Source organism: Caballeronia choica (assembly GCF_001544535.1).
Lineage (GTDB): Bacteria > Pseudomonadota > Gammaproteobacteria > Burkholderiales > Burkholderiaceae > Caballeronia > Caballeronia choica.
In genome coordinates this window covers 121,482-145,798 of sequence record NZ_FCON02000006.1, presented here as the reverse complement: position 1 = coordinate 145,798, position 24,317 = coordinate 121,482, and the positions used below count along the sequence as shown (strand labels likewise).

Annotated in this window: 20 protein-coding genes and 1 pseudogene; 4 read left to right on the top strand and 17 right to left on the bottom strand. The window is 62.1% G+C overall.

Features of this window, described 5'->3' with window-relative positions:
• Positions 1–544 precede the first annotated feature (544 nt).
• Positions 545–4,870: a chemotaxis protein CheB gene (locus tag AWB68_RS04600; RefSeq protein ID WP_087643174.1), complete on the bottom strand. Its 4,326-nt coding sequence runs from the start codon at positions 4,868–4,870 to the stop codon at positions 545–547.
• Between the two features lie 527 nt (positions 4,871–5,397).
• Between AWB68_RS04600 and AWB68_RS04595 the strand changes: the two genes are divergently transcribed.
• Entirely contained in the window at positions 5,398–6,687 is a 1,290-nt protein-coding gene (locus AWB68_RS04595; RefSeq protein WP_087643173.1) for an NRAMP family divalent metal transporter, read from the top strand.
• Here the strand turns inward: AWB68_RS04595 and AWB68_RS51970 are convergent.
• Positions 6,671–7,099: a D-apionate lactonase family protein gene (locus AWB68_RS51970; protein WP_087643172.1), complete on the bottom strand. Its 429-nt coding sequence runs from the start codon at positions 7,097–7,099 to the stop codon at positions 6,671–6,673. The genes AWB68_RS04595 and AWB68_RS51970 overlap by 17 nt on opposite strands.
• A gap of 132 nt (positions 7,100–7,231) precedes the next feature.
• Here AWB68_RS51970 and AWB68_RS04585 point away from each other — a divergent pair, with 132 nt between their 5' ends.
• On the top strand, positions 7,232–8,134 hold the full coding sequence (locus AWB68_RS04585; protein WP_087643171.1) for a LysR substrate-binding domain-containing protein: 903 nt from the start codon (positions 7,232–7,234) through the stop codon (positions 8,132–8,134).
• 64 nt (positions 8,135–8,198) lie between these two features.
• Here AWB68_RS04585 and AWB68_RS04580 read toward each other — a convergent pair whose 3' ends face one another.
• The 13 genes and pseudogenes from AWB68_RS04580 to AWB68_RS04525 all read right to left on the bottom strand — a co-directional run bounded on the left by AWB68_RS04580 (position 8,199) and on the right by AWB68_RS04525 (position 21,027).
• The gene (locus AWB68_RS04580) at positions 8,199–8,906 is read right to left on the bottom strand and encodes a transcriptional regulator NanR (protein ID WP_087643170.1); all 708 of its coding nucleotides are present in this window, start codon (positions 8,904–8,906) and stop codon (positions 8,199–8,201) included.
• An 86-nt stretch (positions 8,907–8,992) separates the two neighbouring features.
• Positions 8,993–10,375, bottom strand: coding sequence for a 3-oxo-isoapionate kinase OiaK (gene oiaK, locus AWB68_RS04575; protein WP_087643169.1), 1,383 nt, complete (start codon positions 10,373–10,375; stop codon positions 8,993–8,995).
• Positions 10,372–11,616 (bottom strand): ribulose-bisphosphate carboxylase large subunit family protein, encoded by a 1,245-nt coding sequence (locus tag AWB68_RS04570; protein ID WP_087643168.1) that lies wholly within the window; start codon positions 11,614–11,616, stop codon positions 10,372–10,374. The genes oiaK and AWB68_RS04570 overlap by 4 nt, the downstream gene beginning before the upstream one ends.
• 46 nt (positions 11,617–11,662) lie before the next feature.
• The gene (locus AWB68_RS04565; protein ID WP_087643167.1) at positions 11,663–12,493 is read right to left on the bottom strand and encodes a phosphogluconate dehydrogenase C-terminal domain-containing protein; all 831 of its coding nucleotides are present in this window, start codon (positions 12,491–12,493) and stop codon (positions 11,663–11,665) included.
• A gap of 48 nt (positions 12,494–12,541) precedes the next feature.
• Complete coding sequence (locus tag AWB68_RS04560; RefSeq protein WP_087643166.1) at positions 12,542–13,906, bottom strand: MFS transporter; 1,365 nt, start codon at positions 13,904–13,906, stop codon at positions 12,542–12,544.
• Between the two features lie 246 nt (positions 13,907–14,152).
• Entirely contained in the window at positions 14,153–14,323 is a 171-nt protein-coding gene (locus AWB68_RS49285) for a hypothetical protein (RefSeq protein ID WP_235028204.1), read from the bottom strand.
• Positions 14,324–14,690: 367 nt separating this feature from the next.
• A pseudogene (locus tag AWB68_RS51850) lies at positions 14,691–14,824 on the bottom strand (IS5/IS1182 family transposase); the annotation flags it as partial.
• A 140-nt stretch (positions 14,825–14,964) separates the two neighbouring features.
• The gene (locus AWB68_RS04550; RefSeq protein WP_087643165.1) at positions 14,965–15,558 is read right to left on the bottom strand and encodes a DUF302 domain-containing protein; all 594 of its coding nucleotides are present in this window, start codon (positions 15,556–15,558) and stop codon (positions 14,965–14,967) included.
• A gap of 51 nt (positions 15,559–15,609) precedes the next feature.
• Positions 15,610–17,196 carry a solute symporter family protein gene (locus AWB68_RS04545; RefSeq protein ID WP_087643164.1) on the bottom strand — a complete coding sequence of 529 codons (1,587 nt, stop codon included), beginning with the start codon at positions 17,194–17,196 and terminating at the stop codon, positions 15,610–15,612.
• On the bottom strand, positions 17,189–17,563 hold the full coding sequence (locus AWB68_RS04540) for a DUF485 domain-containing protein (protein WP_087643163.1): 375 nt from the start codon (positions 17,561–17,563) through the stop codon (positions 17,189–17,191). Before AWB68_RS04540 ends, AWB68_RS04545 begins: the two co-directional genes overlap by 8 nt.
• Before the next feature lie 54 nt (positions 17,564–17,617).
• Positions 17,618–18,940 carry a fumarylacetoacetase gene (gene fahA, locus AWB68_RS04535; RefSeq protein ID WP_087643162.1) on the bottom strand — a complete coding sequence of 441 codons (1,323 nt, stop codon included), beginning with the start codon at positions 18,938–18,940 and terminating at the stop codon, positions 17,618–17,620.
• An 84-nt stretch (positions 18,941–19,024) separates the two neighbouring features.
• Complete coding sequence (locus AWB68_RS04530) at positions 19,025–20,254, bottom strand: CaiB/BaiF CoA transferase family protein (RefSeq protein WP_087643161.1); 1,230 nt, start codon at positions 20,252–20,254, stop codon at positions 19,025–19,027.
• A 2-nt stretch (positions 20,255–20,256) separates the two neighbouring features.
• Positions 20,257–21,027, bottom strand: a complete 771-nt coding sequence (locus AWB68_RS04525; RefSeq protein ID WP_087643160.1) for an enoyl-CoA hydratase/isomerase family protein — start codon at positions 21,025–21,027, stop codon at positions 20,257–20,259.
• A gap of 370 nt (positions 21,028–21,397) precedes the next feature.
• Between AWB68_RS04525 and AWB68_RS04520 the strand changes: the two genes are divergently transcribed.
• On the top strand, positions 21,398–22,435 hold the full coding sequence (locus AWB68_RS04520) for an AraC family transcriptional regulator (RefSeq protein ID WP_235028203.1): 1,038 nt from the start codon (positions 21,398–21,400) through the stop codon (positions 22,433–22,435).
• Between the two features lie 392 nt (positions 22,436–22,827).
• Here AWB68_RS04520 and AWB68_RS04510 read toward each other — a convergent pair whose 3' ends face one another.
• Both AWB68_RS04510 and AWB68_RS04505 read right to left on the bottom strand, forming a co-directional pair.
• Positions 22,828–23,445 (bottom strand): glutathione S-transferase family protein, encoded by a 618-nt coding sequence (locus AWB68_RS04510; protein ID WP_087643157.1) that lies wholly within the window; start codon positions 23,443–23,445, stop codon positions 22,828–22,830.
• Between the two features lie 87 nt (positions 23,446–23,532).
• Positions 23,533–24,006: a nuclear transport factor 2 family protein gene (locus tag AWB68_RS04505; RefSeq protein ID WP_087643156.1), complete on the bottom strand. Its 474-nt coding sequence runs from the start codon at positions 24,004–24,006 to the stop codon at positions 23,533–23,535.
• Between AWB68_RS04505 and AWB68_RS48800 the strand changes: the two genes are divergently transcribed.
• The gene (locus AWB68_RS48800; protein ID WP_200828628.1) at positions 23,951–24,310 is read left to right on the top strand and encodes a hypothetical protein; all 360 of its coding nucleotides are present in this window, start codon (positions 23,951–23,953) and stop codon (positions 24,308–24,310) included. The genes AWB68_RS04505 and AWB68_RS48800 overlap by 56 nt on opposite strands.
• Positions 24,311–24,317: the final 7 nt, after the last annotated feature.

The window sequence follows — 24,317 nt, the reverse complement described above, 5'->3', positions numbered from 1 at the left end:
GTCGGTCAGCCTTGCAGCCGGCACGGGAAACCGAGTCCGCCGCTTCGCAAAACGCTGAGTCGTTTCCGAGGCTGCCCAGCGGCGCTCGTCGTCGCTACGATCGATGCATCTGCCACGCCTTCAACGGAGAAGCAAAATGAATGGAAACGATGTTGTGATCGCCACCTTCAACGATCATCGGGAAGCCGATGCAGCAGTGCGCAAGCTCATCGAGAGCGGCTTCGACATGAAGCGCACGAAGTGCCAGGACGGATGAATGACTGCTGATCCACTCCGTGTAGCGGTGCGACGTGCGCGCCTTTTCTACATGCCAACAACGATGAAACCCCGCTAAGGACACTCCCCCGGTTGGACCACTCCGAGGGAGCGGTCTGGAGGCGCATGGCAAGGATTGGCGTTGGAAAGCTGCTTTCTTTGCTTACTTTCTTTGCAGCAGCAAAGAAAGTGAGTCCCGCCCCGGACAGGGGCAGAGCAAATAGACCAAAACCAAAACAAGTTTCATGAAAGCCAGAGCGCATCAAACGGTGTAACGTCCCCCCAAGCGCTAGCGACCCTCCTTCGAAGCGGCCGCAAGCGCGAGACGAGTCAGCGCCGGCAACGACCTGGAACCGGTCTTTTTCATGATCGACGCGCGATGATTTTCAACCGTGCGCTGGCTGATGCCGAGATCGGCGGCAATGATCTTGCTCGGACGGCCGGCGAGCACCAGTTCCATGATCTGCCGCTGACGCGGCGTGAGATCCGCGATGTGACGCGCGGCCGCGTCCCGCCATGCGGCCAGCTTGTGCGAATCCATCGACTGCTCGAATGCCCGCCCGACACTCTCGATCAATTCGGCCGGTCCGATCGGCTTTTCGATGAAGTCCGAGGCGCCGGCCTTCATCGCCTGGACTGCCACGCGCACGTCGCTGTTGCCCGTCACCATGATCGCGGGCAGGCGGTCGCCCGCGTCCCTCAGACGCTGCAGCAAATCGAGCCCGCTCATGCCGGGCAGATAGGCATCGATCAGCAGACAGGCGTCCCGCCCGGGTCGATAGGCTTCGAGAAACGCTTCACACGAATCGAAATCCTCCACCGTTTGGCCCTCGCCTTCGAGAATCGCGCGCACCCCGTCGCGGATGTACCGGTCGTCGTCGACTACATAGACGAGAGCAGGGTCCTCGCGGGCGTTTCCGGTTTCGATGAGCGATCCTGCTGCCGGGGCGTGCACACCAGTCGCCGCCGGCGCCACCGCCAAAAGCGACTCGATCGCGCTCAGGAGTTCAAGGGCCTTGACCGGCTTGTTGAGTTGCAGGAAGGGTTGCCGCGCGACGGCGAACCACGTCGCGGTCGATATGTCGCCGGTCAGGATGATGGCAGGAATGTCACACTGGAAGGTCTCGCGCAGTTTCGTGGCGAGTTCGAGACCATTCATGCCCTGCGGGAGGTTGTAGTCGGCAAGAATCAGATCAGGGCATCGCATGCCGCGCGCCACGCGCGCGAGCACCTCGGTGCCGCTCGACGCCCGCACGGTGCGATGACCTTCGTCGTCAAGCAGGCGGACGATCAGGTCGCTCACGTCGGGGTCGTCCTCGATCACCAGAATCGAGCCGGAGCGACGCGCGGCGTGCGTGGGTCCGCTCGTGTCTTTCGGACTCTCGCCGGCCGCAACCGCGCGTGCCTCGGTCCCGGCAAGCGCGACCTCGATCGCGAAGACCGAGCCCTTGCCGGGATGCGAGCGCACGCTGATACGGCTTCCCAGAAGTTCGGCAAGCCGTTGCGCGATGGACAATCCCAGCCCCAGTCCCCGGCTGCGTTCGCGTGCCGCGTTATCGAGCTGGTGATATTCGTGGAAGATCGCCTCGAGCTCTTCGCCGGGAATGCCGACACCCGTATCCCAGATCTCGATGCGCAGCATGTGAGCGCGTCGACGGCAGCCGAGCAGCACCTTGCCGCGCCGCGTATATTTCAACGCGTTCGACAGCAGGTTGCGGATGACTTGCGCGAGCAGGCGCGGATCGCTTTGCACGTCAAGCCCGCACGGCGCGACGCGCAAGCCGAGGCCGTGGGCTTCGGCGTGATAGCTGAACTCATCCCTCATGCGATCGAGCAGATCGGCGATGGAGAAACGCACCCGCTCCGCACGAACCGTCCCGGACTCGATCTGGTTGATGTCGAGCAGCGTGTTGAGCATGCCCGACATCGCGCCCAGCGTCTGGTCGAGGCGCGCGATGAGGCTTTGCGCGTCGTCGCCTTCGACCATCTTTGCCAGCGCCCCCTGCAGCAATGCAAGTGTCTGAAGCGGCTGGCGAAGGTCGTGGCTCGCGGCGGCAAGAAAGCGCGACTTTGCCGTATTCGCCTGGTCGGCGTGGAGCTTCGCGGCTTCCAGCGCCTTCGCGGCGAGCTTGCGTTCGGTGACGTCGGTGAACGTGATGACGACACCCTCCACGCCGTTGTCGTCGGTGCGATAAGGCAGGATGCGGCGAATGAACCAGATACCGCTCTGCGCCTCGATCTCCCGCTCGACCAGCGTGGACGTTTGCAGCACGGTGCGGGCGTCGGCGAGCAGGTTGCGGTCGGACGCGAGCGAACTCAAGTCCGCGAGAGGCCGGCCGATATCGCCAGGAATCACGCTGAAAAAGAGCCGGGTGGCCGGGGTGAAGAAGCGGATGTTCAGGTGCGTGTCGAGAAAAAGCGTCGCGACGTTGGTGCTGTACAAGACGTTTTGCAGGTCGTTCGAGGTCGTGCGCTGGCGCTCGAGCGTTTCCTGAAGCTGGCCGTTGAGCGCCGTCAGTTCCTCATTGAGCGACTGCAGTTCTTCCTTCGACGTCAGCAGTTCTTCATTGGTGGACTGGTATTCCTCATTGATCGACAGGGCCTCTTCGTTGATGGCTTTCTGGTCTTCGCCCGAGATTTCCAGGCTGCGAATCGCGTCCTCCAGTTCTGTCTTGGTCGCTTCGAGTTCATGTTCGAGCGCCGTGACGCGCGGCAAGTCGTGAGGCGCGATCGAAGCGGGATGCGGCTCGCCGCCGCGCGGCGCCGCGACGAAGCAGATTAGCAGAAGGTCTTCGCCGTCGCTCGACAAGGGCTGCAGGTCGAGGTCGAAGGGCACCGCATGACCCGCCTCGTTCACCGTGCCGCCCGCAGCCACCACCCGCGCGTTCGTCCGGGTCGCGCGCTGGATCGCGGAACGAAGTCTCGTCCGCAGGTCCTTTGGCGCAAGGGCGAGCACATCGTGAGTCGGCTGGCCCGCTGGCACGTGCAGATACGGGGCGGTCGAGCCGAAGAAATACAGGCATTCGTGATTCCGGTTGACCAGCACGGCGGCCGGTGCGTAGGTGTCGAGCAAGCGGCTGCGCGCCACCTCGGCGACGCTCGACCGCCGCGCTGGCCCCAGTCGTGGACCCGGTTGCGGCAGCAAACGCGCGCCGTCGCCGAGGTTCACCGAAAGAGCCGCGTGTCGCGAGTGGTGGCGGGCGATATGGCGGTAGACCCGTTCCAGCCTCGAGATGATCTCAAAGCGGGCGTCCGCGTTCAGAAGCGTCTCGGCATTGCCGATGAGGAGCACGCCCCCGTCGCGCAACGCGAAATCGAACTGCGAGACCACTTTGGCCTGAGCCTCGGGATTCAGGTAGATCAGCAGGTTGCGGCACGACACCAGATCGAGCTGGGAAAACGGCGGGTTCACCAATACGTCGTGGACGGTGAACACAATCGATGCCCTCAGCTCGGGCAGCACCCGATATCCGCGCTCCTCCCTGGAAAAGAATCGCGCAAGGCGCGCTGGCGAAACGTCAGCCTCGATGGTCGCAGGGTAGAGACCTTCGCGTGCGCTCGCGACGGCGTCGGCGTCGATGTCCGACGCGAACACTTGAAGCTCGATGTTGCAAGCGGCCGACGCCATCTTCTCGCGCAACAGCATCGCAAGGGAATAGGTCTCCTCGCCGGTGCTGCAGGCGGCCACCCACACGCGTATCGCGTGACCAGGCGACGCGTGGCCGATCAGATCGGGGACGATGCGCTCGGCGAGGAAGTCGAACACCTCCGGGTCGCGAAAGAACCGCGTCACGTTGATCAACAAATCCTTCGCCAGCAGATCGAGTTCGCCGGCATCATCGCGGAGTATGGCGAGATAGCGGTCCATGTCGCCAGCCTCGATCCCGGCCATCGCGCGCCGCCGCTCGACACGGCGCCGCAGCGTGCCGTGCTTGTACAGCGTGAAGTCGTACGCCGTTCTCGTCAGCAGGAGTTCGATGATCTCGCCGAGCCACGCGGGTTCGCAGTGGCCTGCGGCGCGTTCCGCTGGAACGTCGGTCCTGGCGCTCTGCGCGCAACTGCGATCGCGATGGGGCAGGAGCGAGGCGGGAATCCGCTCCACGGGGAGCACGAGGTCGACCGCGTTTGTTTGTATCGCGCTGCGCGGCATGCCGCCGTAGGCCGCTTCGTCCGGGTCCTGCGCGATGACGAGACCCCCGCGCGCCTTGACGCTCATCAGCCCCAGGCTGCCATCCGCGCCGGTCCCGGACAGGATCACGCAGGCGGCGCGGTCGCCGTATTCCTGCGCCAGGGAATGCAGCAGATAGTCGAACGGCAGTCGCGCACCGTGCCGGGCCTGCGGCCGCGTGAGACGCAGCACGCCCTGCGCAACCGACAAATACGCGTCCGGAACAATGACGTAGAGGTGCTCCGGTTCGAGCAACATGCCTTCCGCGGCCTCGCACACGATCATGCTCGTGTGCGCCGCGAGCAACTGGGCCATCATGCTTTCGTGCGTCGGATCGAGGTGCTGCACGAGAATCCATGCCCTGCCGGTTCGAGGCGGCAGGGCTTCGAGAAGCTTTTGGCATGCCTCGAGCCCGCCCGCGGAGGCGCCGATACCGACCACGACCATTTCACCGCGCGGCGCCGGCGATCCAGTCAGAGGCGCTTCCGGGTTCCCGGACGTCGGTTGCGTGACGCAAACCTCAGATGGAGGGCTTCCAGGCATCGAAGATTCCCTCGTGGAAATGGCATCCGCAAGGGGATACCGCTTTCCGATGCTACTCGACTTTCCGGTAACACAACCGCTCACCCGACCGGAGTTTCGCGCGTCGTGCACTGGCACTGTCGATTTGCTTGCAAGCCAAGTTATCCAGAGCGATGGCGCGGCGCGCCAAGCCCTTCGCGCTTGTTCGCCGGTTGCCGCGCGGATACGTTCAGGCAAGAGGGTCCGGCCGCCAGCGTCCGGACATCCGGTACGCCACCGTACCGACTTGCGTCGCAAGCACGCGCACCCTTCCCGAACGCGCGGCATGGCGTTCGAATCTCCGTGCCGACTCGCTCGCGTGAGTTCGTCCTCGGTCCCATGTACGCTACGTCAGGCTGCGCCCGCCCGGGTGCTACGGTCGACGTCCGCCTCGAGTATCAGGAGCATTTGAAATGAACACACTTGCGCCTGATCCTGTGAAACAACCCGATCGCCCGAAGCTGCTTGAAGTCATGGGACCGGGCCTGATCACCGGCGCCTCGGACGACGACCCGAGCGGCATCGCGACTTACTCGCAGGTCGGAGCGCAATTCGGCTACGGCCTCGCCTGGACCCTGTTGTTCAGCTATCCGCTCATGGCGGCGATTCAGGAGATCAGCGCGCGCATCGGCCGCGTGACCGGATACGGCATCGCCGGCAATCTCCGTCGCCACTATTCGCCATGGCTTTCCACAGGGATCGTCAGCTTGTTGCTGATCGCGAACATCATCAATCTCGGGGCCGATCTCGGCGCGATGGGCGCCGCTCTCAAACTGCTGATCGCCGGACCGGCCCTGCTCTACGTGTGTCTGTTCGGTCTGTTGTCCGCAGGACTGGAAATCTTCACCCGCTATGCACGCTACGTGTCGATTCTCAAATGGCTTTGCCTGTCGCTTTTCAGCTACGTGATTTGCGCGTTTGTCGTCGATGTGCCGTGGGCCACGGTCGGCTGGGCCGTCGTCTGGCCGCAGTTTTCCATCAAGCCGGATTATGTGATCGCGATTGTCGCCGTCATGGGCACCACGATCAGTCCCTACCTGTTCTTCTGGCAGGCTGAACAGGAGGTCGAAGACGAGAAGGAGCGGCCGGGCGCCCTCGCCCTCTTCGTCGCACCGGAACAAGCGCCGTCGGAGTTTGCCCGTATCCGCATCGATACCTATCTCGGCATGGCGCTGTCGAATGCCATCGCGTTCTTTATCGTCATCACCACGGCGACGACGCTTCACGCACACGGTGTCACCAACATCGAAACCTCGGCGGAAGCGGCCGAGGCGCTACGGGCGATCGCCGGTCGCTTCACGTTCGTCATTTTCGCTGCCGGCATCATCGGCACCGGCCTGTTGACACTTCCCGTCCTGGCCGGATCGGCGGCCTACGCCGTGGGCGAGCTGTTCAGCTGGCGTGTCGGGCTTGCGCGCCAGCCATTTCAGGCCAAGGCGTTTTATGCGGTCATTGCGGCGGCGAGCCTGATCGGCGTCGGGCTGAACTTCACATCGATCGATCCCGTCAAGGCGCTCTACTGGAGTGCGGTCCTGAACGGCGTGGTCGCCGTTCCCGTGATGATCGTCATGATGCATCTGTCGATGCGCTCGGCCATCATGGGCGGTTTTACGCTCCCCATGCCGCTGCGTGTCCTTGGCTGGGCGGCGACGATCGTGATGTCGGCAACCGTCCTGGCAATGGGCGTCAGTTGGCTCGGATAGACCCGGAGAAAGTGCGGGCAGCCGCGCTTTGTCTACGCAAGAAGCATTCGTCTGCGCAAAAAGCGCGCGTGCGACGCTCAACCGCCACCCAAGAATTTCTTGGCATCGAAAGCCCAAAACCCTTATTCAAGGCCGCTGGAATTGCCCTGGCCGTATGGCATGACCGCCGATGTCGCAAGTGAACAAGCCGTGACAATCCAGGTCGCAATGAATTCGGACGGACGCATCCGGACATCGAGCCGTCACAATGAGTCACGCATGCAGGGGCGCCAGCAACGCCGTCGATCGGATGCAAGACGCAGAAGCCAGCGCGTGCAGTCAGAAAGTCGGTCTTCGTGCGCCATCTGACGCGAAACCAGAGGTCGCCTGCAGCAGACGGCCGTTGTGATTTTTCTGTCTTGTCTGAACTCACTCTACGTAGTCGCACAAGCCATCACAATCGATCTGTTCTCGCCGAGATGTGATTAAATCTCACACGGCCGATGTATAGTAGACGCGCGTGAGTGCCCGTCGAACGAGGTGAGGTTTTCCCGAGGAACAATCGATGCATACGTCCCGCCCTTCGCTGAATGCGCTGCGCGCATTCGAAGCCACCGCGCGCTTGCGCAGCATGACCCTCGCGGCGCAGGAACTGTGCGTCACTCACGGCGCGATCAGCCGGCAGGTCAAGTCCCTGGAGGAAATACTCGGCGTGACCTTGCTGCAGCGCTCGGCGCACTCGTCGGACCCGACGCCCGAAGGCTCGCGGCTCGCTGAAGGTCTGTCGACAGCGTTCAACCTCATCGAGGCGAGCATCGAACAGTTGAAGCCGGAGCCTTTGACGCTCTCGTGTTCGGCATCGATCATGATGTACTGGCTGATTCCGCGCATCGCCGGATTTCATGAACGCTATCCGCAGACCGAACTGAAGTTCAACATGAACTACGATCAGATCGACTTCGTGCGCGACCGGATCAGCGTCGCGATCCGCACCAGCACCATCGAACCGCCGAAGGACGCCATCACGCGCAAACTCATCGCCGAATGGATCGGGCCGGTGTGCTCACCGGCGTATGCGGAGTCCATCGCGCTTAAGGCGCCGGTGGATCTCGAGCGCGCGCAATTGCTCTTGACCCGCACGCGCACGCAAGCGTGGGATGACTGGTTCGAGGCATCGGGCAGCGCTTCGTCGAACGGGACGAGGCACGGCATGTACGAGCATTTCTACCTGCTGATTCAGGCGGCGGTGTGCGGGCTCGGCGTCGCGGTCGTCCCGCAGATGCTGGTGATCAACGACCTGCTGTCCGGCAAGCTGGTCGCGCCGTTCGGATTCGTGCCAGGCCCCCGCGAACTCGTGCTGTGGGTCGCGCCGCATGTGAGTTCGCGCTCCGACGTCACCGTTCTGGAAAAATGGCTGGTCGCCGAGATGAACGAGAGTCTCGTGCAGATGACGAAATTCGCTCAGTGAAGCCGGCGCGCATCGCGAATGGTTCGTTGGCCCTCGTTCGTGCGCGGTTCGATACACGCCTGAGTCAAGTGCGGATCAGCGTCTTGTAAAGCTCGTTGGCGCGACTCAGATGCGCGCGCATCGCTTCGGCGGCACCGTCGCCGTCGCGGCGTCCGATTGCATCGACGATCCGTTGATGCTCGGCCAAAGTCAGCTCCTCGGCCCCGGGCGCGCGCACCAGCGGCCGGTAATATTCGCTCGCCCAACGAAAGAGCGATTCGACGATCGACGGATAGATAGGATTGCCACTGATGTGGGCAATTTCCCGATGAAACGCCATGTCGCGTTCGATGAACTCTTCCAGTTTGACCATCGAAGCGCGTTGCTGCGCGACCCGCAACTGCAGGCGCGCGACGTCCTCCTCGCTGGCGTTCTCGGCGGCCATGCGCGCCGTGCCCGTTTCGAGGAACATGCGCGCCGACTTCAGGTGCTCCAGCATGTCCGGCTGCGTGCGCAGCAGGTGCATCGCGCCGCCCGCGATCTGCGCAATCAGCCGCTCGGCGGTCGGCACGACGACACGCGCGCGCTCTCCATGCGCGATCTCGACGATCCCGGAACGCTCCAGCGTCTGCAGCGCCTCGCGGATCGCCGGGCGTCCGACGCCGTAGATTTCCATCAGCTCCCGCTCGGAGGGAAGCTGCGCGCCCGGCGCGATTTCGCCCGAGCGAATGCGGTCCATCAGACGGTCGAGGACTTCCTGGTAAAGCTTCCGGCGCTGAATGATCTCAGCCATGGTGTGGTCTGCGCTAACGATAATGGTCTGATGACCTTACCACGAGACTCCGGTTCGCTAAAAGCGCGCGCCGGTCACCTCGACTGTCAAGAGATCAGCGTCCCGGCACGCACCGAGCCGAAGAACGACGCCTCGCCGATTTGTCCTCCCTTCAACACGATCTCGAGTCCGTTGCGGCGCGGCAGGTCGGACCACGCCCGGCACAGGGGCGACCCTGGCGCGAGGCCGGCGGCCACGCTCAGCGCGGAAATGCCGAGCGCACTGGCTACTTCGCCGGAACTGTCGCCGCCCGCGACGACGACGCGCGACAGCTCGACCTGGTCCAGCAGCCGCCGCATGACTTCGGCGAGCGCCTCGCCGACACGGCGCGCGGCGTCGTGGCGCGTCAGGCCGGCTTGTCGCGCGGTGGCATCGAATTCGAGGACGGCTGGATCGTCGGGGCCTTCCGCGCTGTGCACGAGCGCGCTCTGGCCCCGCCCGATGGCATCGGCTGCGATGCCGACGGCACGCTCGATCTCGGCATCGCCCGCCTGCCTGTCGAGCGCGCGCCGCAAATTTAGACGCTCAACGTGAAAGCCGCTCGCGCGGGCCCAGCGGATTTGCCCGGCGGTGACGGGCGAACAACTACCGCTGACGGCTGCAATCGCTTGAACAGGTTTTGCTGTCGGAAGGCTGGGCGTTTGCGGCAAATGGCCTTTTGAGCGCCAGTGCGCGGCGAGCGCATATTGCAACCCCGACGACGACGCGCTGAACACGCCCTCGCCGCGTTGTTCCCACACAAGCTTCCCCGCCGCCGCGAGCGTTTCTTCGTCGAGCACGTCGATCAAGACGACGGGTGTATCGTCGCCCTGCAACGCGCGACACTTCGCGTCCACTTCGGGCGTACGCAACTCCACCATGTCGATCAGCTCGATGCGCCGCGCTGTCTGCTGTCGCAAATGCACGCGCAGGTCGGCTTCGTTCATCGGCGTGACCGGATGGCGCGACATCGTCGGGTGACGGTCGAGCCGGTAGCCCGCGCCATCGACGGCGGCGAACAGGTTGCCAAACGCCTGATAGCGCTTCAGGCGCGGCGCGCCGACGATCATCGGCGACCATTTGCCCGGCATGTGCTTCACGCCGAGGTCGATCGCACGGCCGATCGAGCCGATCTCCGGGGACGAGTCGAACGTCGAGCACACCTTGTATTGCAGGATCGGCGCGCCCAGCGCGGCGAGGCTCGCGAAAGCGCCGGGCAATGCGTCGTCCATCCATTGTGAGCTGCGTCCGCGCGACGAACCCGCGAGCCCGACGCAGCGCACCTCCGGAAAGCGTGCCAACAGTTCCGGGGTCGGGGTGTCGAGACACAGCAGCGTCGGCACGCCGGCGGCGGTCATCGCTTCCATTGCGTCGGTCGAGCCGGTGAAATCGTCGCCGTAATAGGCGAGCAGCAATCCGGCGGGCCAGTCGTTCGAGGTTGTTGCGCTCATTTCCAGAACCCCAACGCGGTCTTCAATGCAACGTTGCGCTCGGCCTGCCGTTCGAGCGGCACGCCCTCGATCGCGGCTACCCACGCTTCGCGCAACGCCTCCACGCCCGCCGCAACGCCGCCCGGATGACCGAAGATGCCGCCGCCCGCCGTGTGAATCAGGTCCGCGCAACCGATCGCCGCGTAGGTGTCGGCGGCCTGCAAGCCGGTTTGCCCGGAGCTGAACACCGGCATCGCGCGCATCGGCGCTTCCGGCATCACCGGCGCGAGCACCGAACGCGCCGCGGCGATCACGCTGTCGTCGGGTTCGCTGAACTTGTTGCGCAGGCCGTTCACGTGCAGGTGATCGGCGCCCGCCAGACGCCAGAGCATCTGCCACGGCGCGTAATCCCAGCCCAGCTCCGGACTGCGCGACAGATACCCCCAGCCCGCGCGATGCGCATGGATCGGCAACTGGCTGTGGCGCCGCAGTTCGTGCATGCCGACGAGGCCGATCGAATTGAGCACCGCCATCACGCAGGTTCCCCCTTCGGCCATCACGAGATCGTGGCGCCGCTTCATCTGGTCGAGGTCGCCCGTCACGTTGAACGCGACCATCGCCTTCTTGCCGGTGCGCTCGGCGTGTTCGTTCACGACGCGCATCACCGCGCGCACGCGCTCGTCGAACGGACAATGCGGGCCATCGCCCTGCAGCTCGTCGTCCTTGATGAAGTCGATGCCGCCCGCGACCAGTTCGCGTACCTGCTGCGCGGTCTCTTCGGGCGAGAGCCCGACGCTCGGCTTGATGATCGTGCCGATCAAAGGACCATGCTCGACGCCGGCGAGCTTGCGCGTGCCCTCGATGCCGAATGCAGGCCCCGGGTAAGCTTTGGCAAACGACGGCGGCAGCCTGAGCCCGGTCAGCCGCAAGCCCGATACCTGACGCAACTCGAACAGGTTGCCTGCGATCGTCGACATCAGGTTCGGCAGCGACGGCCCCATGTTCTCGATCGGCCACGACAATTCGAGCGCGCACCGCGTGTAGACCTTCGACTCGATGCCGCCCTGCAGGCTCGGTCGGTCGGCGCGGTCGAGCACGTCGAGCCGCTCGACGCGCGCACCCGAGCGCGCCTTCAGTTCGGGCGTTTCGTTTGGCAAGGCGATAAAGGTCCCGCTCGACTGCTCGCCCGCGATCACCTCGGCGGCAAGTTGCGGATCGACTCCGGTTTCGAGCCAGTAAGTGGCGTGGATGCGTTCGGTCACGGTTCAGGTCCTCGGTTGAATGGCACGCTCGCGATGACGGCGCGCTTCAGGTGATGCGCCGGATGCTTTCCGCGATCTCGTCGCGATCAAACACCTTCTTCCAGTCGTCGCGCATCAGGCGCGGCTTGCCGAATTCGATCGCCTTGTTGCACGCATCGGAAAACGCGCCCGGAATCTCGTTGAAGATCACCGCGCCCAGGATGTTCATGTGGCCGAGCAGGAAATCGCGCGCCGCCTGTTCCGGCACGCCGCGCTTGACCGTCTCGTCCATCGCCTCGCGCATCACGTAGAGCAGCGTCGCGCAGATCGTTTCGGACAGGCCCGGCTCGAGGATCGCCATCTGGTCGACCGTCAGGCGGTACGAGCGCAGGATCGGCTGGTAGATCACCTTCGCCACCGCTTCGCCCAGGTCGAACGCCTCGTCCGGGCCCTGCATCAGCGCGCTCGTGATCGACTGCTTCGCGTATGCGCCGCCGAAGAAGTCGCGGCGCGCGTTCGAGTCGGCTTCGTCGTTGAAGATCAGCGGATGGCACGGATGCGCGACGAAATACGTCAGGTCCTTGCGATCCGGCAAATGGCCCGCGAACGGTGCGGCGGCGTCGAGCGTCATCACCATCGTGCCGGGCTTGAGCTTCGGCGAGATTTCGTGGCTGAGTTTGCCGATCAGCGTGTCGGGTACGGCGAGAATCACGACGTCCGCGCCATCGAGCGCCGCATCGGCCGACACGCATTCGATGCCCAATTCGTCCTTCAGACGCTTCTGCCCGGCCGCGCCCGGTTCGACGTGCGCCACCCGGTAATCGGACTTCAAGAGGTTGCTGCTCAGGCGTACGCCCATCTTTCCGCCTGCGCCGAACAGCGCGATTTTCTCGTTCATTTCAGTCTCTCCAGGTATTCAGGTTGTGTAACGGGGACCACAAGTCGGTTATTTGGTCGGGGAATGCGGCTGAAGGCCGGCGGGCATTGCGTCGTCCCTGCCCTGACGCGCGCCGGCGCCGATCGCGAACGCGAGCACGGCGGACATCAGCATGAACGCTCCCACGATGAACATCGGCGCCTGATAGGAACCGGTCGACTCCTTGACGAGGCCCGTGATGTACGGCGCCATGAAGCCCGCCAGGTTGCCAACCGTGTTGATCAGCGCGATGCCCGCCGCGGCCGCTGCACCCGACAGGAAACGCGCCGGCAGCGCCCAGAAGTTCGGCAGCGCGGAGAAAATCGCGCAGGCCGTGATCGTGATGACGGCGATGCTGGCCGTCGGCGAGCGCATGTAGAGCGCAACCGGAATGCTCGCCGCGCCGATCAGCGCCGGGATGCCGATATGCCAGGCGCGCACGCCTCGCTTGGTCGCGCTGCGGCTCCAGAGGAAGAGCGCAACCGCGGCCGGCAGGTAGGGAATCGCGGTGATCATCCCCTTCTGGAAGACGTTGAAGTGCGTGCCGAAGCGCGCCTCGAAGCCGCCGATGATCGTGGGCAGGAAGAACGCCAGCGCGTACAAGCCATAGATCAGGCCGAAGTACATCAGTGCGAACATCCAGACGCGGCCGCTCATCATCGCGGCGCCGGGACGCAGCGTGTGCGGCCGGGCCGAAGCGGTTTTCGCCTGCTCCTCTTCCGCGAGCTTCGCCGTGAGCCAGTTCTGCTCGTCGAGCGAGAGCCACTTCGCCTGCGACGGGCGATCGGCGAGGTAGAACCACGCGATCACGCCGACCAGGATCGCCGGAATCGCGACGCCGAAGAACATGATGCGCCAGCCTGCCAGGCCGAATGCGCCGTGCGCCTCGATCAGCAACGCGGCGACCGGCGCGCCGATCACGATTGTCAGCGGCTGCGCGAGATAGAACAGCGCCAGGATGTGGCTGCGGTGCCGCGCCGGCACCCACATGCTGAGGAACAGGATTGCGCCGGGAAAGAAGCCCGCTTCGGCGACGCCCAGCAGGAAGCGCAGCGTATAGAGGCCGGGAATGCTGCTGACCCACGTGAAGAGCAGCGCGACGATGCCCCACGTCACCATGATCCGCGCGAGCCAGCGGCGCGCGCCGAATTTGTGCAGCGCGAGGTTGCTCGGAATCTCCAGCACGATATAGCCGATGAAGAACACGCCCGCGGCGAGACCGAACTGCGCCGCCGAGAGGCCGAGGTCTTTGCTCATGCCGTTCGGACCCGCGAACGAGATCGCCGTGCGATCCAGAAAATTGATGAAGAACATCAGAGCGACGAATGGCACGAGCCGCCACGAAACCTTTCGTATCGCTGATCGCTCGACGGCCTGCGGGTCTGCAGCGTTCATAGTGTCTTCCTCCGGCGGATTGAATGAGATGTTCTTGGTTCAACTGGTGTGATGAGTAGACCATCTCTGAACGACTTCGCAAATCGGCGTAAACACCAGACTGATATGAGTTTTTCTCACAGCAGGCGCAGAAATATTCTCTGAGCCCTGATGGAAGGATGCAGTGCCCCTTGCGGGCAATTCAGTTCGCGGCGACGCCTGAGAAATGACGACATTCCGCACGCCGGGCTGCACGCGGGCGCCGGCCTAGCGGTCGATGTCGATGTCGATGTCGATGTCGATGTCGATGTCGATGACGATGTCGATGACGATGTCGATGACGCGGTTAAAGCGCACGATGACGAGCAGGATGCCGTTTTCGAGCGGCAACGCACCGCCCGACAGCCCGGTGCCCGCGCCGCGCGCGACCGCGGGCACGCGCGCTTCATGCGCAAATCGCAGCAGCTTTTTCGACTTGCTCGACGGTCTCGGGTAATGCGACCAAAAGCGGCGCGGTCCTCTAAGTGGAAAGTCCCTCGCACTCGAACGGGCGCAAGTGCTCCGCTTCATGAAGAAGCGTCAGGTCGTGCACGCGCGTGCACAGTTGCGCCACGACCGTGGCCCTTTCGTGGTCGAGGAGCAGCCCGTCGACCCTCTCGTTGTATGCCTATTCATTGGATGCCTTCCCGCCCGAGCAACATTGGGCGAGAAGGCTGGGAATGACGCCCTTGGACATGACCCTCAAGAGAGCTTTCCGAATTACGGGCGTCGTCGAGCATCTGATGACGCGCTCGGGCGAATAAGCGGCCTTCTGGCTCGCGTAGGCGCTGGCGCCGCAGACGCGCCGCCCTCGCCATGCAGCAGATGCTTGTCATGCACATTGGCCGCCGTGAGCATCGCGCTGTGCGGCCGCCCGCTTTGGCTGTCCACCCAGATGTACGCAAGTCAGGATCACGTCGAGCGGATAATGCAGGCGTTTTGTCACTCTGGCCACCCCCGGACTCAAGGTCTTCTTCGACCTTTCAGTCGGTCATGTCGTTCCGCACATCATAGCGGACCACCTTACTGCAACGGACCCGTTATTGCAGTACCGACGCACAAAGTTTCGCTAGCCGGTCGTCAAGTGAACGGCCTTGAGCGTCGATCTGGGCACTGCGGAATTGACTGAGTTGGGTCGACGGTTTGTCGTACTCGATGGTTGTTCCACCCTGTGCGTTCTCATAGACGATAATACGCAGCGGCGCATACAGTCCAGCCGCCATGTTGACGTTGGTCATCTCAACGGCTGTAAGAACGTTGCCGGTGAAATATTCGGTACCGTTCTTGTGCTGTCCTTTCAAGACGAGCCAGTCTCCGTGCAAGCCAATGTAGTGAATGACGAGACCATCGTTTCCAGCGGCTTTCTGAAGAGCAGCGCGTAATTCCTCTACCTTGTTTTGATTGAGCAGCGTGCGGATATGATCGTCGAGTCGTCCTAGACGACTCTCCAGATCCTGCTTCACGGCAGCGTATGGTTTGCTGGACGAGACTGTCACATGATCAATAATCGTCTGCGTCTCTGATACGTCGACCGTTGCTGCAACCGCGGGCGTGCAGAGCGCATTCATGCAAACCGCAAGGGCGGTCGCCGTAGACAGTGCGAGTCGTGAGGCGGCGTTACGTAAGTCAGTCACTTGGAATCTCCTTGGAGCGGTAGGTTCGAGCTACGATTGATGTGCGTCTGATCAATGCTCTGAAGCGGCTTCTGCCCCGAGCCCGCTTAGCATTCGAAGTTGCTGTGCGTCGAAGGAATCGTCGACAGTCTTTCGACGTGTCGTGAGCGATCCGGCCCAACCCGCGATAAAGCCCACTGGAATGCTCAAGAGTCCGGGATTCGAGAGCCAGAACGGAGGAGTGGAATCCTTGAAGATGATGCCTTTCGCACCGATGACCGCGGGCCCCAGGAGCACAAGGCAAATCGAGGAGAGGGTTCCGGCAAGTACTGCTGCGACCGCGCCTCTGTCTGTAAAACGCCGCCAGTACATTGAAAAGAGAATCACAGGCAGGTTCGCGCTTGCCGCGATGGCGAACGCGAGCCCAACGAGGAACGCGACATTGAACGTCTTGACGAGCAGCGCGAGACCCATGGCGACGGCGCCGAAGACGATGGTAGCGATCTTTGCAATCACGACTTGCCGACGTTCCTTGTTGCCCGATCCCGAGAAGAGTTGACCAAAGATGTCGTGAGAGATGGTTGAGGCCGACGAGATCATGATGCCGGAGACGACCGCAAGAATTGTCGCAAAGGCAATCGCCGAGACGCATGCCAGCAGGACTTCCCCGCCAAGGGAACCGGCGCCGCCGCCAAGCGTCGTCGCAAGCAGTGTGATGGCGCTGTTTCCGGAAGTGCTTGCGGCGAGAATCGCCGCCGGGCCCACAATCGCGCTGGCGGAAAATCCGAGGACGATCATCATGGCCGCAAAAGACGTCATCACGATCAATCCGATTTTCGCGGACTTTCTCGCCGCGACGGCGGACGGCACCGTGTAAAACCGGGTCATGACGTGCGGCAAGCCTGCCGTACCCAACACCAGAGCGAGGGCGAGCGACAGCGTATCGAGCGGATCCTTGAAGTAGCCGCCGGGAAGAAAGTATTGCGCCGGATGCAGCGATGACAGACGCGCCTTGTTGAATAACGCGCCCAAGTCGAAGGAGAAATGCGCCAGGGCAAGGAGTACAAGGACGGCACCGGCAGTCCAGACCAGAACAGCCTTGACGATCTGCACATAGGTAGCCGCCACCATGCCGCCAAACAACACATACGCGATCATGAGCACGCCGATCAGCAGGATCGCGGCGTTGGTGCCGATCGGCAGTAGCAGACTCGCCAGCGCTCCGCCTCCAACGAGTTGCGCGAGCAGGTAGGCTAACGAAATAAGCAGCGAAGAGCCCGATGTAGCCGCTCGAACGCCGCGGCTACGCAAACGAAGGGCGACGACGTCGGAGAGTGTGTACTTACCGCAGTTTCTGACCGGCTCGGCGACGATCAGCATGATCATGATCCAGCCGGCAATGAACCCGACCTGATATACGATCCCATCGAATCCGAATAATGAAACCAGTCCCGTCACACCTAGAAATGATCCGGCGGACATGAAGTCGCCGGCTAGCGCCAGGCCGTTCTGAGAAGGAGACAGATTGCGTCCCGCCACGAAAAATCCGGATGTTCCGCGCGACCGGCGGGTACTCCACCCAGTCAGAAGGAGACTGAGACAGATAAAGCCTACGAAAGCGATGATTCGGAGCGCGCCGCTACTGATCAAATTACTCATGTCGATCACCGTTCAGTTGTGCAATAGCGCTGCGAAGGAGTTCAGCGGCTTTCGGGTCATAGGCTCGTTCGGCCCATGCGCAGTAAGCCCAGAAAGTGACGATCGTGAGCGCAAACTGAGCGACTACCGCGAGCAGTCCAAGGTTAAGCTCCCCGTACACACGCAGGGACATCACGCCGGGACACGCCAGGACGGCCACCAACAGGCCGAAATAGATTCCCAGCGATGCGTATAGCAACGACCACACGAAACGGTTCCGAAACCGCGAAAGCGCTTGCGTCTTCTCGATGAGGGACAAGCTGGATGATCTGACCTTCATCGCATTTTGTCTCTCGAACTCGGCGTTGATTGATTCCATTGAATGCATGTCGTGTCTCCTCCGTTATCATGCGCATGGTGGATGTCGTGACGCGTAATGTCGCTAGACCTTCGACGGCAAGACCTCGCCGCGGCTCTCTCCGAATCCAATCCGGGCGAAACCTGGTTTCTGACAGTAGCCGCGAAGAATGATGGCGTCGCCATCCTCGACGTAGCTGCGCTTCTCACCCGTACTGAGGGTGACCGGAGCGCTTCCGTTGCTTGCAAGCTCCATCAAGGCCCCGGCTTCCGATTTCACTGGACCGGAAATCGTGCCGCTTCCAAGCAGGTCTCCGGGGCGCAGGTTGCAGCCGCCGATGGCGTGATGAGCGATCATCTGAGCGATGGTCCAGTATTGATACTTGAAGCTGGTGCGCGAGAGTTGCGACGCCGGGAGGTTCCCGGCTCTGTGACGGGCGGTCTCCATCCAGACTTCCAACTGGATATCGATTGCCCCTGTCGCGCTGTTCTCGTTTGAATCGAGATAAGCCAACGGTCTTCCATCCGAGTCCGGGCGTGGCGAGGCAAGTCTGAACGGAGCCAGTGCCTCGAGAGTCACGATCCACGGCGAGACGGTGGTGGCAAAATTCTTTGCGAGAAACGGTCCTAGCGGCTGCATCTCCCATGCTTGAATATCGCGGGCGGACCAGTCGTTGAGCAGGCATAACCCGAACACATGACTATCGGCCCGATCCAGTTCAATAGGCTCGCCGGCCGCGTTGCCCTGTCCGATGTAAATGCCAAGTTCGAGTTCGTAGTCCAGTTTGAGCGACGGCGAGAAGGTCGGGGTTTCCGCGCCCGGCAGCATGATCTGGCCCGCTGGACGCCGAAACCGCTGACCGCTTGGCCCAATGCTCGATACTCGGCCATGGTAGGCAATGGGTATCGATTTGAAGTTGGGACTCACACCGCTCAAGCCGAGTAGCTTGCTGATGTTTGTCGCATGGTGGATCGAGGTGTAGAAATCCGTGTAGTCGCCGATCTGCGCGGGCAGACCGTATTCCACTTCGGAAAGCGGGACCAGACACGCCTTGATCGCTGCGCGATCGTGGGAACTGGCGTGCTCGTGAAGGGCTTCGAACAGGGCGTGTCGCAACGCGCTCCACGAAGACGGACCCATCGAAAAAAATGTGTTGAGAACGGGTTGCGAGCACGCCTTCGCAGCTTCTCTTGCCGTCTCCCTTAGACCGGCATAAGACGCCCACGCTGAAATGTCGACGAGTTGATCGCCGATCGCCACTGCGCCCCGAAACGCCTCATCGGAATGCTTTCTGCGGAAAACTGAAAACGGCAGGTTTTGAATGGGAAAGTCGACCGACGGTACGTTGGCAGACTCAAGCCAGCTGCGCGCAGCGGGATCGTGAGTCTGATTCAGAGTGTGTGGCATGTTCGTCTCGCTTCAATCAGGTGTAGGCCCGACCGTCCGCCCTGGATCGTTGTCCAGTGCATTCACGGGTAGCCACTTTTGCGCTCAGTCGAACGCGCCTGCAGGATTGCGCCTGCTCAGGAGGATTCGACGCTCCTGCAGATCCTGAATGAGCGCTGCGCTGAGGTTGTGCTCCGAGAGCACCTCGACGTTATGCTCGCCCTGGAAAGCCGGACTGCCGGGCAGCGGCAACTCGGACTGGCTAAAATGCCACGGCGCACCTGGCATGCGTATCGTGCCGCCGGACCTGTCGTCCACATCGACCAGCGCACCCCATTCCTGTACCCATTCGGAGTCGGCGAATTCGTTGACGCTTCGGACCACACCGATCGCCAGTCCGGCTTCGCTTACCTGCGTCTGGAGCAGATCCAGATCCTTGAAGGTGATGATCCACGCGCGGACCTCCGCCAGCAGATAAGCAATGTTTTGTCGCCGCAAGAGCGCCGTGCCGAAGCGAGGATCGCTTAGCAAGTCGTTGCGGCGCATCATCGCGCAGTAGCGCGTAAACATCGGCGTGTAGATCGGGCTGCCCGCGATGGTGAGCTGGCGGCCATCCGGCAGGCTGAAGATGTGCGAATCAGGCGCCGATAGAATGATCGGCTCGCCTTCTGTATCGATCTCCGAAAGTTGTGCTCCTACACGTTCGTTCACTGACAGCATGGTGGCGGCCATCGAGACGTCGACGTGTTGCCCTTCTCCGGTCCGGGACCGATGCTGGAGGGCAGCCAGGATTCCGATCACGCCGTGAAGTCCGGTGTACATGTCGGCGTGGCTGCATGCGTCGTTACGCACCTCGGTGAGTGCATCGCCGAAGTGGTTCTGGACGATGTCGGTGAGACCCGACTCGGCCTGCACCGTCGGCGCGAACGCTGGGCGGTTACGCCAGGACGTCGCTTGCCCGTACCCGCTCAAGGACGCATAAACCACGGACGGGTTGAAGGCGCGTACCTGCTCATAGCCGAGTCCAAACCGATCCAGCGTTCCCGGGCGAAAGTTTTCGACGATGATGTCCGCGTCCCGGCACAGGTCGATCACGATCGCCCGCGCTTCTGCGAAATTGAGGTCCAGGCTGACGTTGCGCTTGCCGGCATTCTGCTGGACGTAGTACAGAGACATGTCGCCAATATGCGGCATGCTCACGCGGCCGATATCGCCGGAAGGCGGTTCGATCTTGGTAACGGTCGCGCCGAGATCCAGCAGGGTTTTGGTGCAATGCGGTCCGGCCAGTACCCGCGTGAAATCGATCACGCGAATGCCTTCGAGTGGTGCTGACATGATCAGTCTCCCTTGAATTCGGCTGTTGCCGGCCCTGACGAAAAGAACGATGCGAAACCTCGTTCCCGGTCGGCCGTCTGCCAGATCATGTTGTTGAGGTTGATCTGTTCCAGGTCTGCGCTATGCACGCCGCCATTGGCCGCGAGGTTGGCCTGCCGCTTGATACCGTTGAGAACTTTGGTGGGCCCTGCCGCCAGTTGCTTGGCGAGCGACATGGCGGCACTCTGGAGTTCGGCTTCAGGGACAACATGATTGATGATGCCCCAGCGTTCAAATGCTTCCGCCGGGTGGCGGCGGCCGATCAGCGCAATTTCCTTGGCCCGCACGACGCCCGCTCGCTGAACGAGTCGTTGAGTGCCCCCGAGCAAGGGGATCAGGCCCACGATGTTCTCGACCTGCCCAAAGTAGGCCGTGTCTGCCGCGATGATCATGTCGCAGGTGAGCGCCAGTTCAAGGCCACCGCCAAGCGCGGCTCCATGCACGGCGGCGAGTGTTGGGACCGGTGCGTTCTCGAGCACATCGAGGAACTCGAAGAATTGATCCGGGTTGTGCTGGATCGCCGTCCTGCCGTCAACAAAGGCGCTCATTTCCGCACCCGCGGAAAAGTGACGCATCTCACTGTTGAGCACGATCGCGCGGGCGCCCTTGGCCACTACATCTCGATACGCGGCGAGCAAATCCGCGATCATCGCGTCGTCGATCAGGTTGTGCGGTGGCTTTGCCAGCGAAACGACTGCTACGGCACCATCCATTTGAATTTTTACGGTAGTCATGGTTCTCTCTACAGTGTGCGTTGGGCGGAGAAAGACCGCGGGACTGAGCGGCATCCGAGGCGTTGCTCGAGGGTTGGGCCGCGATGAGGGAATTGCGAATATCGCTGGGGGCCGATTGCGCCATCCATGCAGCTCCGACGGGCGCTAATCAGGGTTGTCACCGGTGTCAGAGAGGGCTTCATTGACTCGTCTCCATCTGTTATTTCGGCGTGTGCCGTTGATGGTTACTATCTCAGCCGCATCGATAAGCGGCAACGTCAAAGCATGCCAATTGCCGCGTCAAAGTGTGCCAAACCGCCCTCGACAGGCACATGAAAATTGTGCGAGCATATCCGCTTGCTGGAGTGAGACGATCGTGCGACCACCGAAAATGATGACGCCCCTGTATCCGGATCTCGACGCTCCGACGCAGAGTCTGCTGGGGCTGACCGCGCTCGCCGCCGAGTTGGCGGCAGAAGGGGTTTCCGTGAACAAGCTGTTCGCGAATACCGGCGTCCATGCGAGACAACTGGAGGATCATCAGGCGCGAATCTCACACCGGCAACGCCTCGCGATCTATCGAAACGCTCGTCGGCTTGCGACGCGTGCCGATGTCGGATTGCTTGCAGGGGCGCGTCAGAGAATCAGTGACTTCGGTATCTATGGCTACGCCATGGTCAGCAGTACGACTTTCGGAGACGCCCTGAAATTCAGCGTTGAAAATGTCACGATGGCCGGGGCAGTTCTGCAAATCAGCTATTCCACCGAGGGGGATACCGGAATCCTGAGGAGCCATGGGCTCGCGTCGCTTGGCGACCTGTTGCCGTTTGTCGCTGAATTCTGGCGGAGCTCGATGACGGTGCTATTCAGCCGGGTGCTGGAAGCGCCTTTTCCGTCGAAGCGGATGGTCATGGCGTATCCGGCGCCGCCGCATTGGCGAAACTACGAAAGGATGTTCAATTGTCCAGTGGAGTTCGGTGCGGACTCGATGGAGTGGCATTTCGACGTTCGCGTGCTGGATCGCCCGTGCCCGAATGCAAATCCGATCACTGCGCAAATCTGTCAGCAACTTTGTGATCGCATTCTCGAGGAGCGGGACGGAATCCCCGAGCTTCCCCGGCAAATACGGATGGCCTGCTTGAACGCGCCGGGCGTGTTCCCTTCCGCCGAGAAGATGGCGGCCCAGCTGGGTATGTCACTCCGCACATTGCATCGACGATTGGCCGATGATCATATTTCATATCAATCGTTGTTGAACGACGTTCGCCGGTCACTTGCTATCGAGTTTCTTGAGAATACGAGGCTTCCCATTGATCAGGTCGCCGAGCGCATCGGGTTTTCGGATGCAGCGAGTTTCCGCAGGTCATTCAGGAAGTGGACCGGGAACTCACCCACCCTGTATCGAAAGGGGCAAGGCAACGAGGCGTAAGGGAGGCCGACGACTGCTGCACGAGTGGATCACGCCATCACCCGGCGACAGCCGCCCGGGATGTCGAACGCACCCACGGTGAGTGCCCGAATTTGCTTTTGATAGTCGCCGCAATCGACGGACGAGGTCGTTAGCGCGATGTCGTAGCACTCGTCGCATCGGGCGATGGTCGCGCGCCAAATGGGGCATTCATGGGCCGCGCAGACCCGCGCTCTCGCGCGCGGCGGCCGCGTCCACTTCGGGCTGTTCGAAAGATCATCCGAAGCAGCGCCGTCCCGGCGCCATGTATTCATACTGCCCTGAAGAACTCGATGCGGTCGTTGACTGTTCGCTGATGACCCAAGCGCTTTTCGCTTGAATGAGGCCGGACGCTGTACGTCCGGCGCCGGGGATCACGCGTTAGCCGTCAAGCCGGCTGGAGTCTTTCTGAACTCGACGAAGCCGGGCAATGATTCGATACGCCTCAGCCATCCATTCACGTTCGGATAGCCGGTCAGATCGACATTGCCCTCAGGCGCGCGCGCGATGTAGCTGTAAAGTGCGACATCCGCGATCGTCGGATGGTTCTCCGCGATAAACTCGCGCCCCTTCAGTTCAGCATCGATCAGCTTGAGCACAGCGTGCGCGCGGTCGATGACTTCTTCTGCATCGCGCTTGGCTCCGAACACCGTGATCAATCGCGCGGCAGCAGGTCCGTAGGCAATCTCTCCCGCCGCGACGGACAGCCAGCGCTGAATGGTCGCCGCCGCCTCCGGCGTCTCTGGCAGCCATTCCGCCTTGCCGAGCTGCTTGGCCAGGTACACGAGGATCGCGTTCGAATCGGCGATCGTCGTCTCTCCGTCGATCAGCACAGGTACCTGGCCGAAGCGGTTCAGTTTCAGGAACTCGGGCGACTTGTGTTCCGCCTTCATGAGATCGACCTCGATCAGTTCGTGTTCCACGCCAAGCAAGTTCAAAAAGAGACGTGCGCGATGCGAATGGCCGGACAACGGATGATAGTAGAGCTTCATGGCTTTCTCCCTTGAGGAATGGATGTCGCGGATATCGGCAGCCCGCGACGGATCGCAAGGCTGCGTTCGTGTAGAAGCGGGTCGGAGCTAAAGAGCGAGGTCGCTCAATCCCGGATGATCGTCCGGACGCCGCCCGAGCGGCCAGTGAAAGAGCCGTTCGGATTCCCGGATCGGCAGATCATTGATGCAGGCGTAGCGATGGATCATCAACCCGTGTTCGTCGAACTCCCAGTTTTCATTGCCGTACGATCGAAACCAGTTTCGCGAATCGTCATGGCACTCGTAAGCGAACCGCACGGCAATGCGGGCACCGGTAAATGCCCAGAGTTCCTTGATCAACCGGTACTCGAGTTCGCGCTGCCACTTGCGCGTGAGCAACGCGACGATTTCTGCCCGCCCGTTCGCAAATTCGGCGCGGTTGCGCCAGCGTGAATCGATTGAATAGGCGAGCGAAACGCGTTCGGGGTCACGGGTGTTCCATCCGTCTTCGGCAAGCCGGACTTTCATGGCTGCCGTCTCCTGTGTGAACGGCGGACAAGGCGGCCGCGATTCTTCGGTCATCTTTCACCTCCTGCTAAGACAAAGCACTTTCCCGGGTGCAATCCACCGCGGGCATACGAATGCCATGCGCCAGAGTCTGGCAGTAACGCCCTACGCATGGTTTCAGTTGAGAACGGTCCTGAATGCGTTTCTATTGCTTTCGCACGATGACCAGAAGGTTGATCTTCGTGGCCGCTCTCCTCTTGCCGATGAGACCGTGCGGATTCAAAAAATCGCTTCTGCAAGGAAAGAAATTGTGTGCGGACAGGACGAATATCTTCATCGCGCGGCACTTCGACGAAGCAGCGCATGCCTTGACGCTTGAGCGCAAA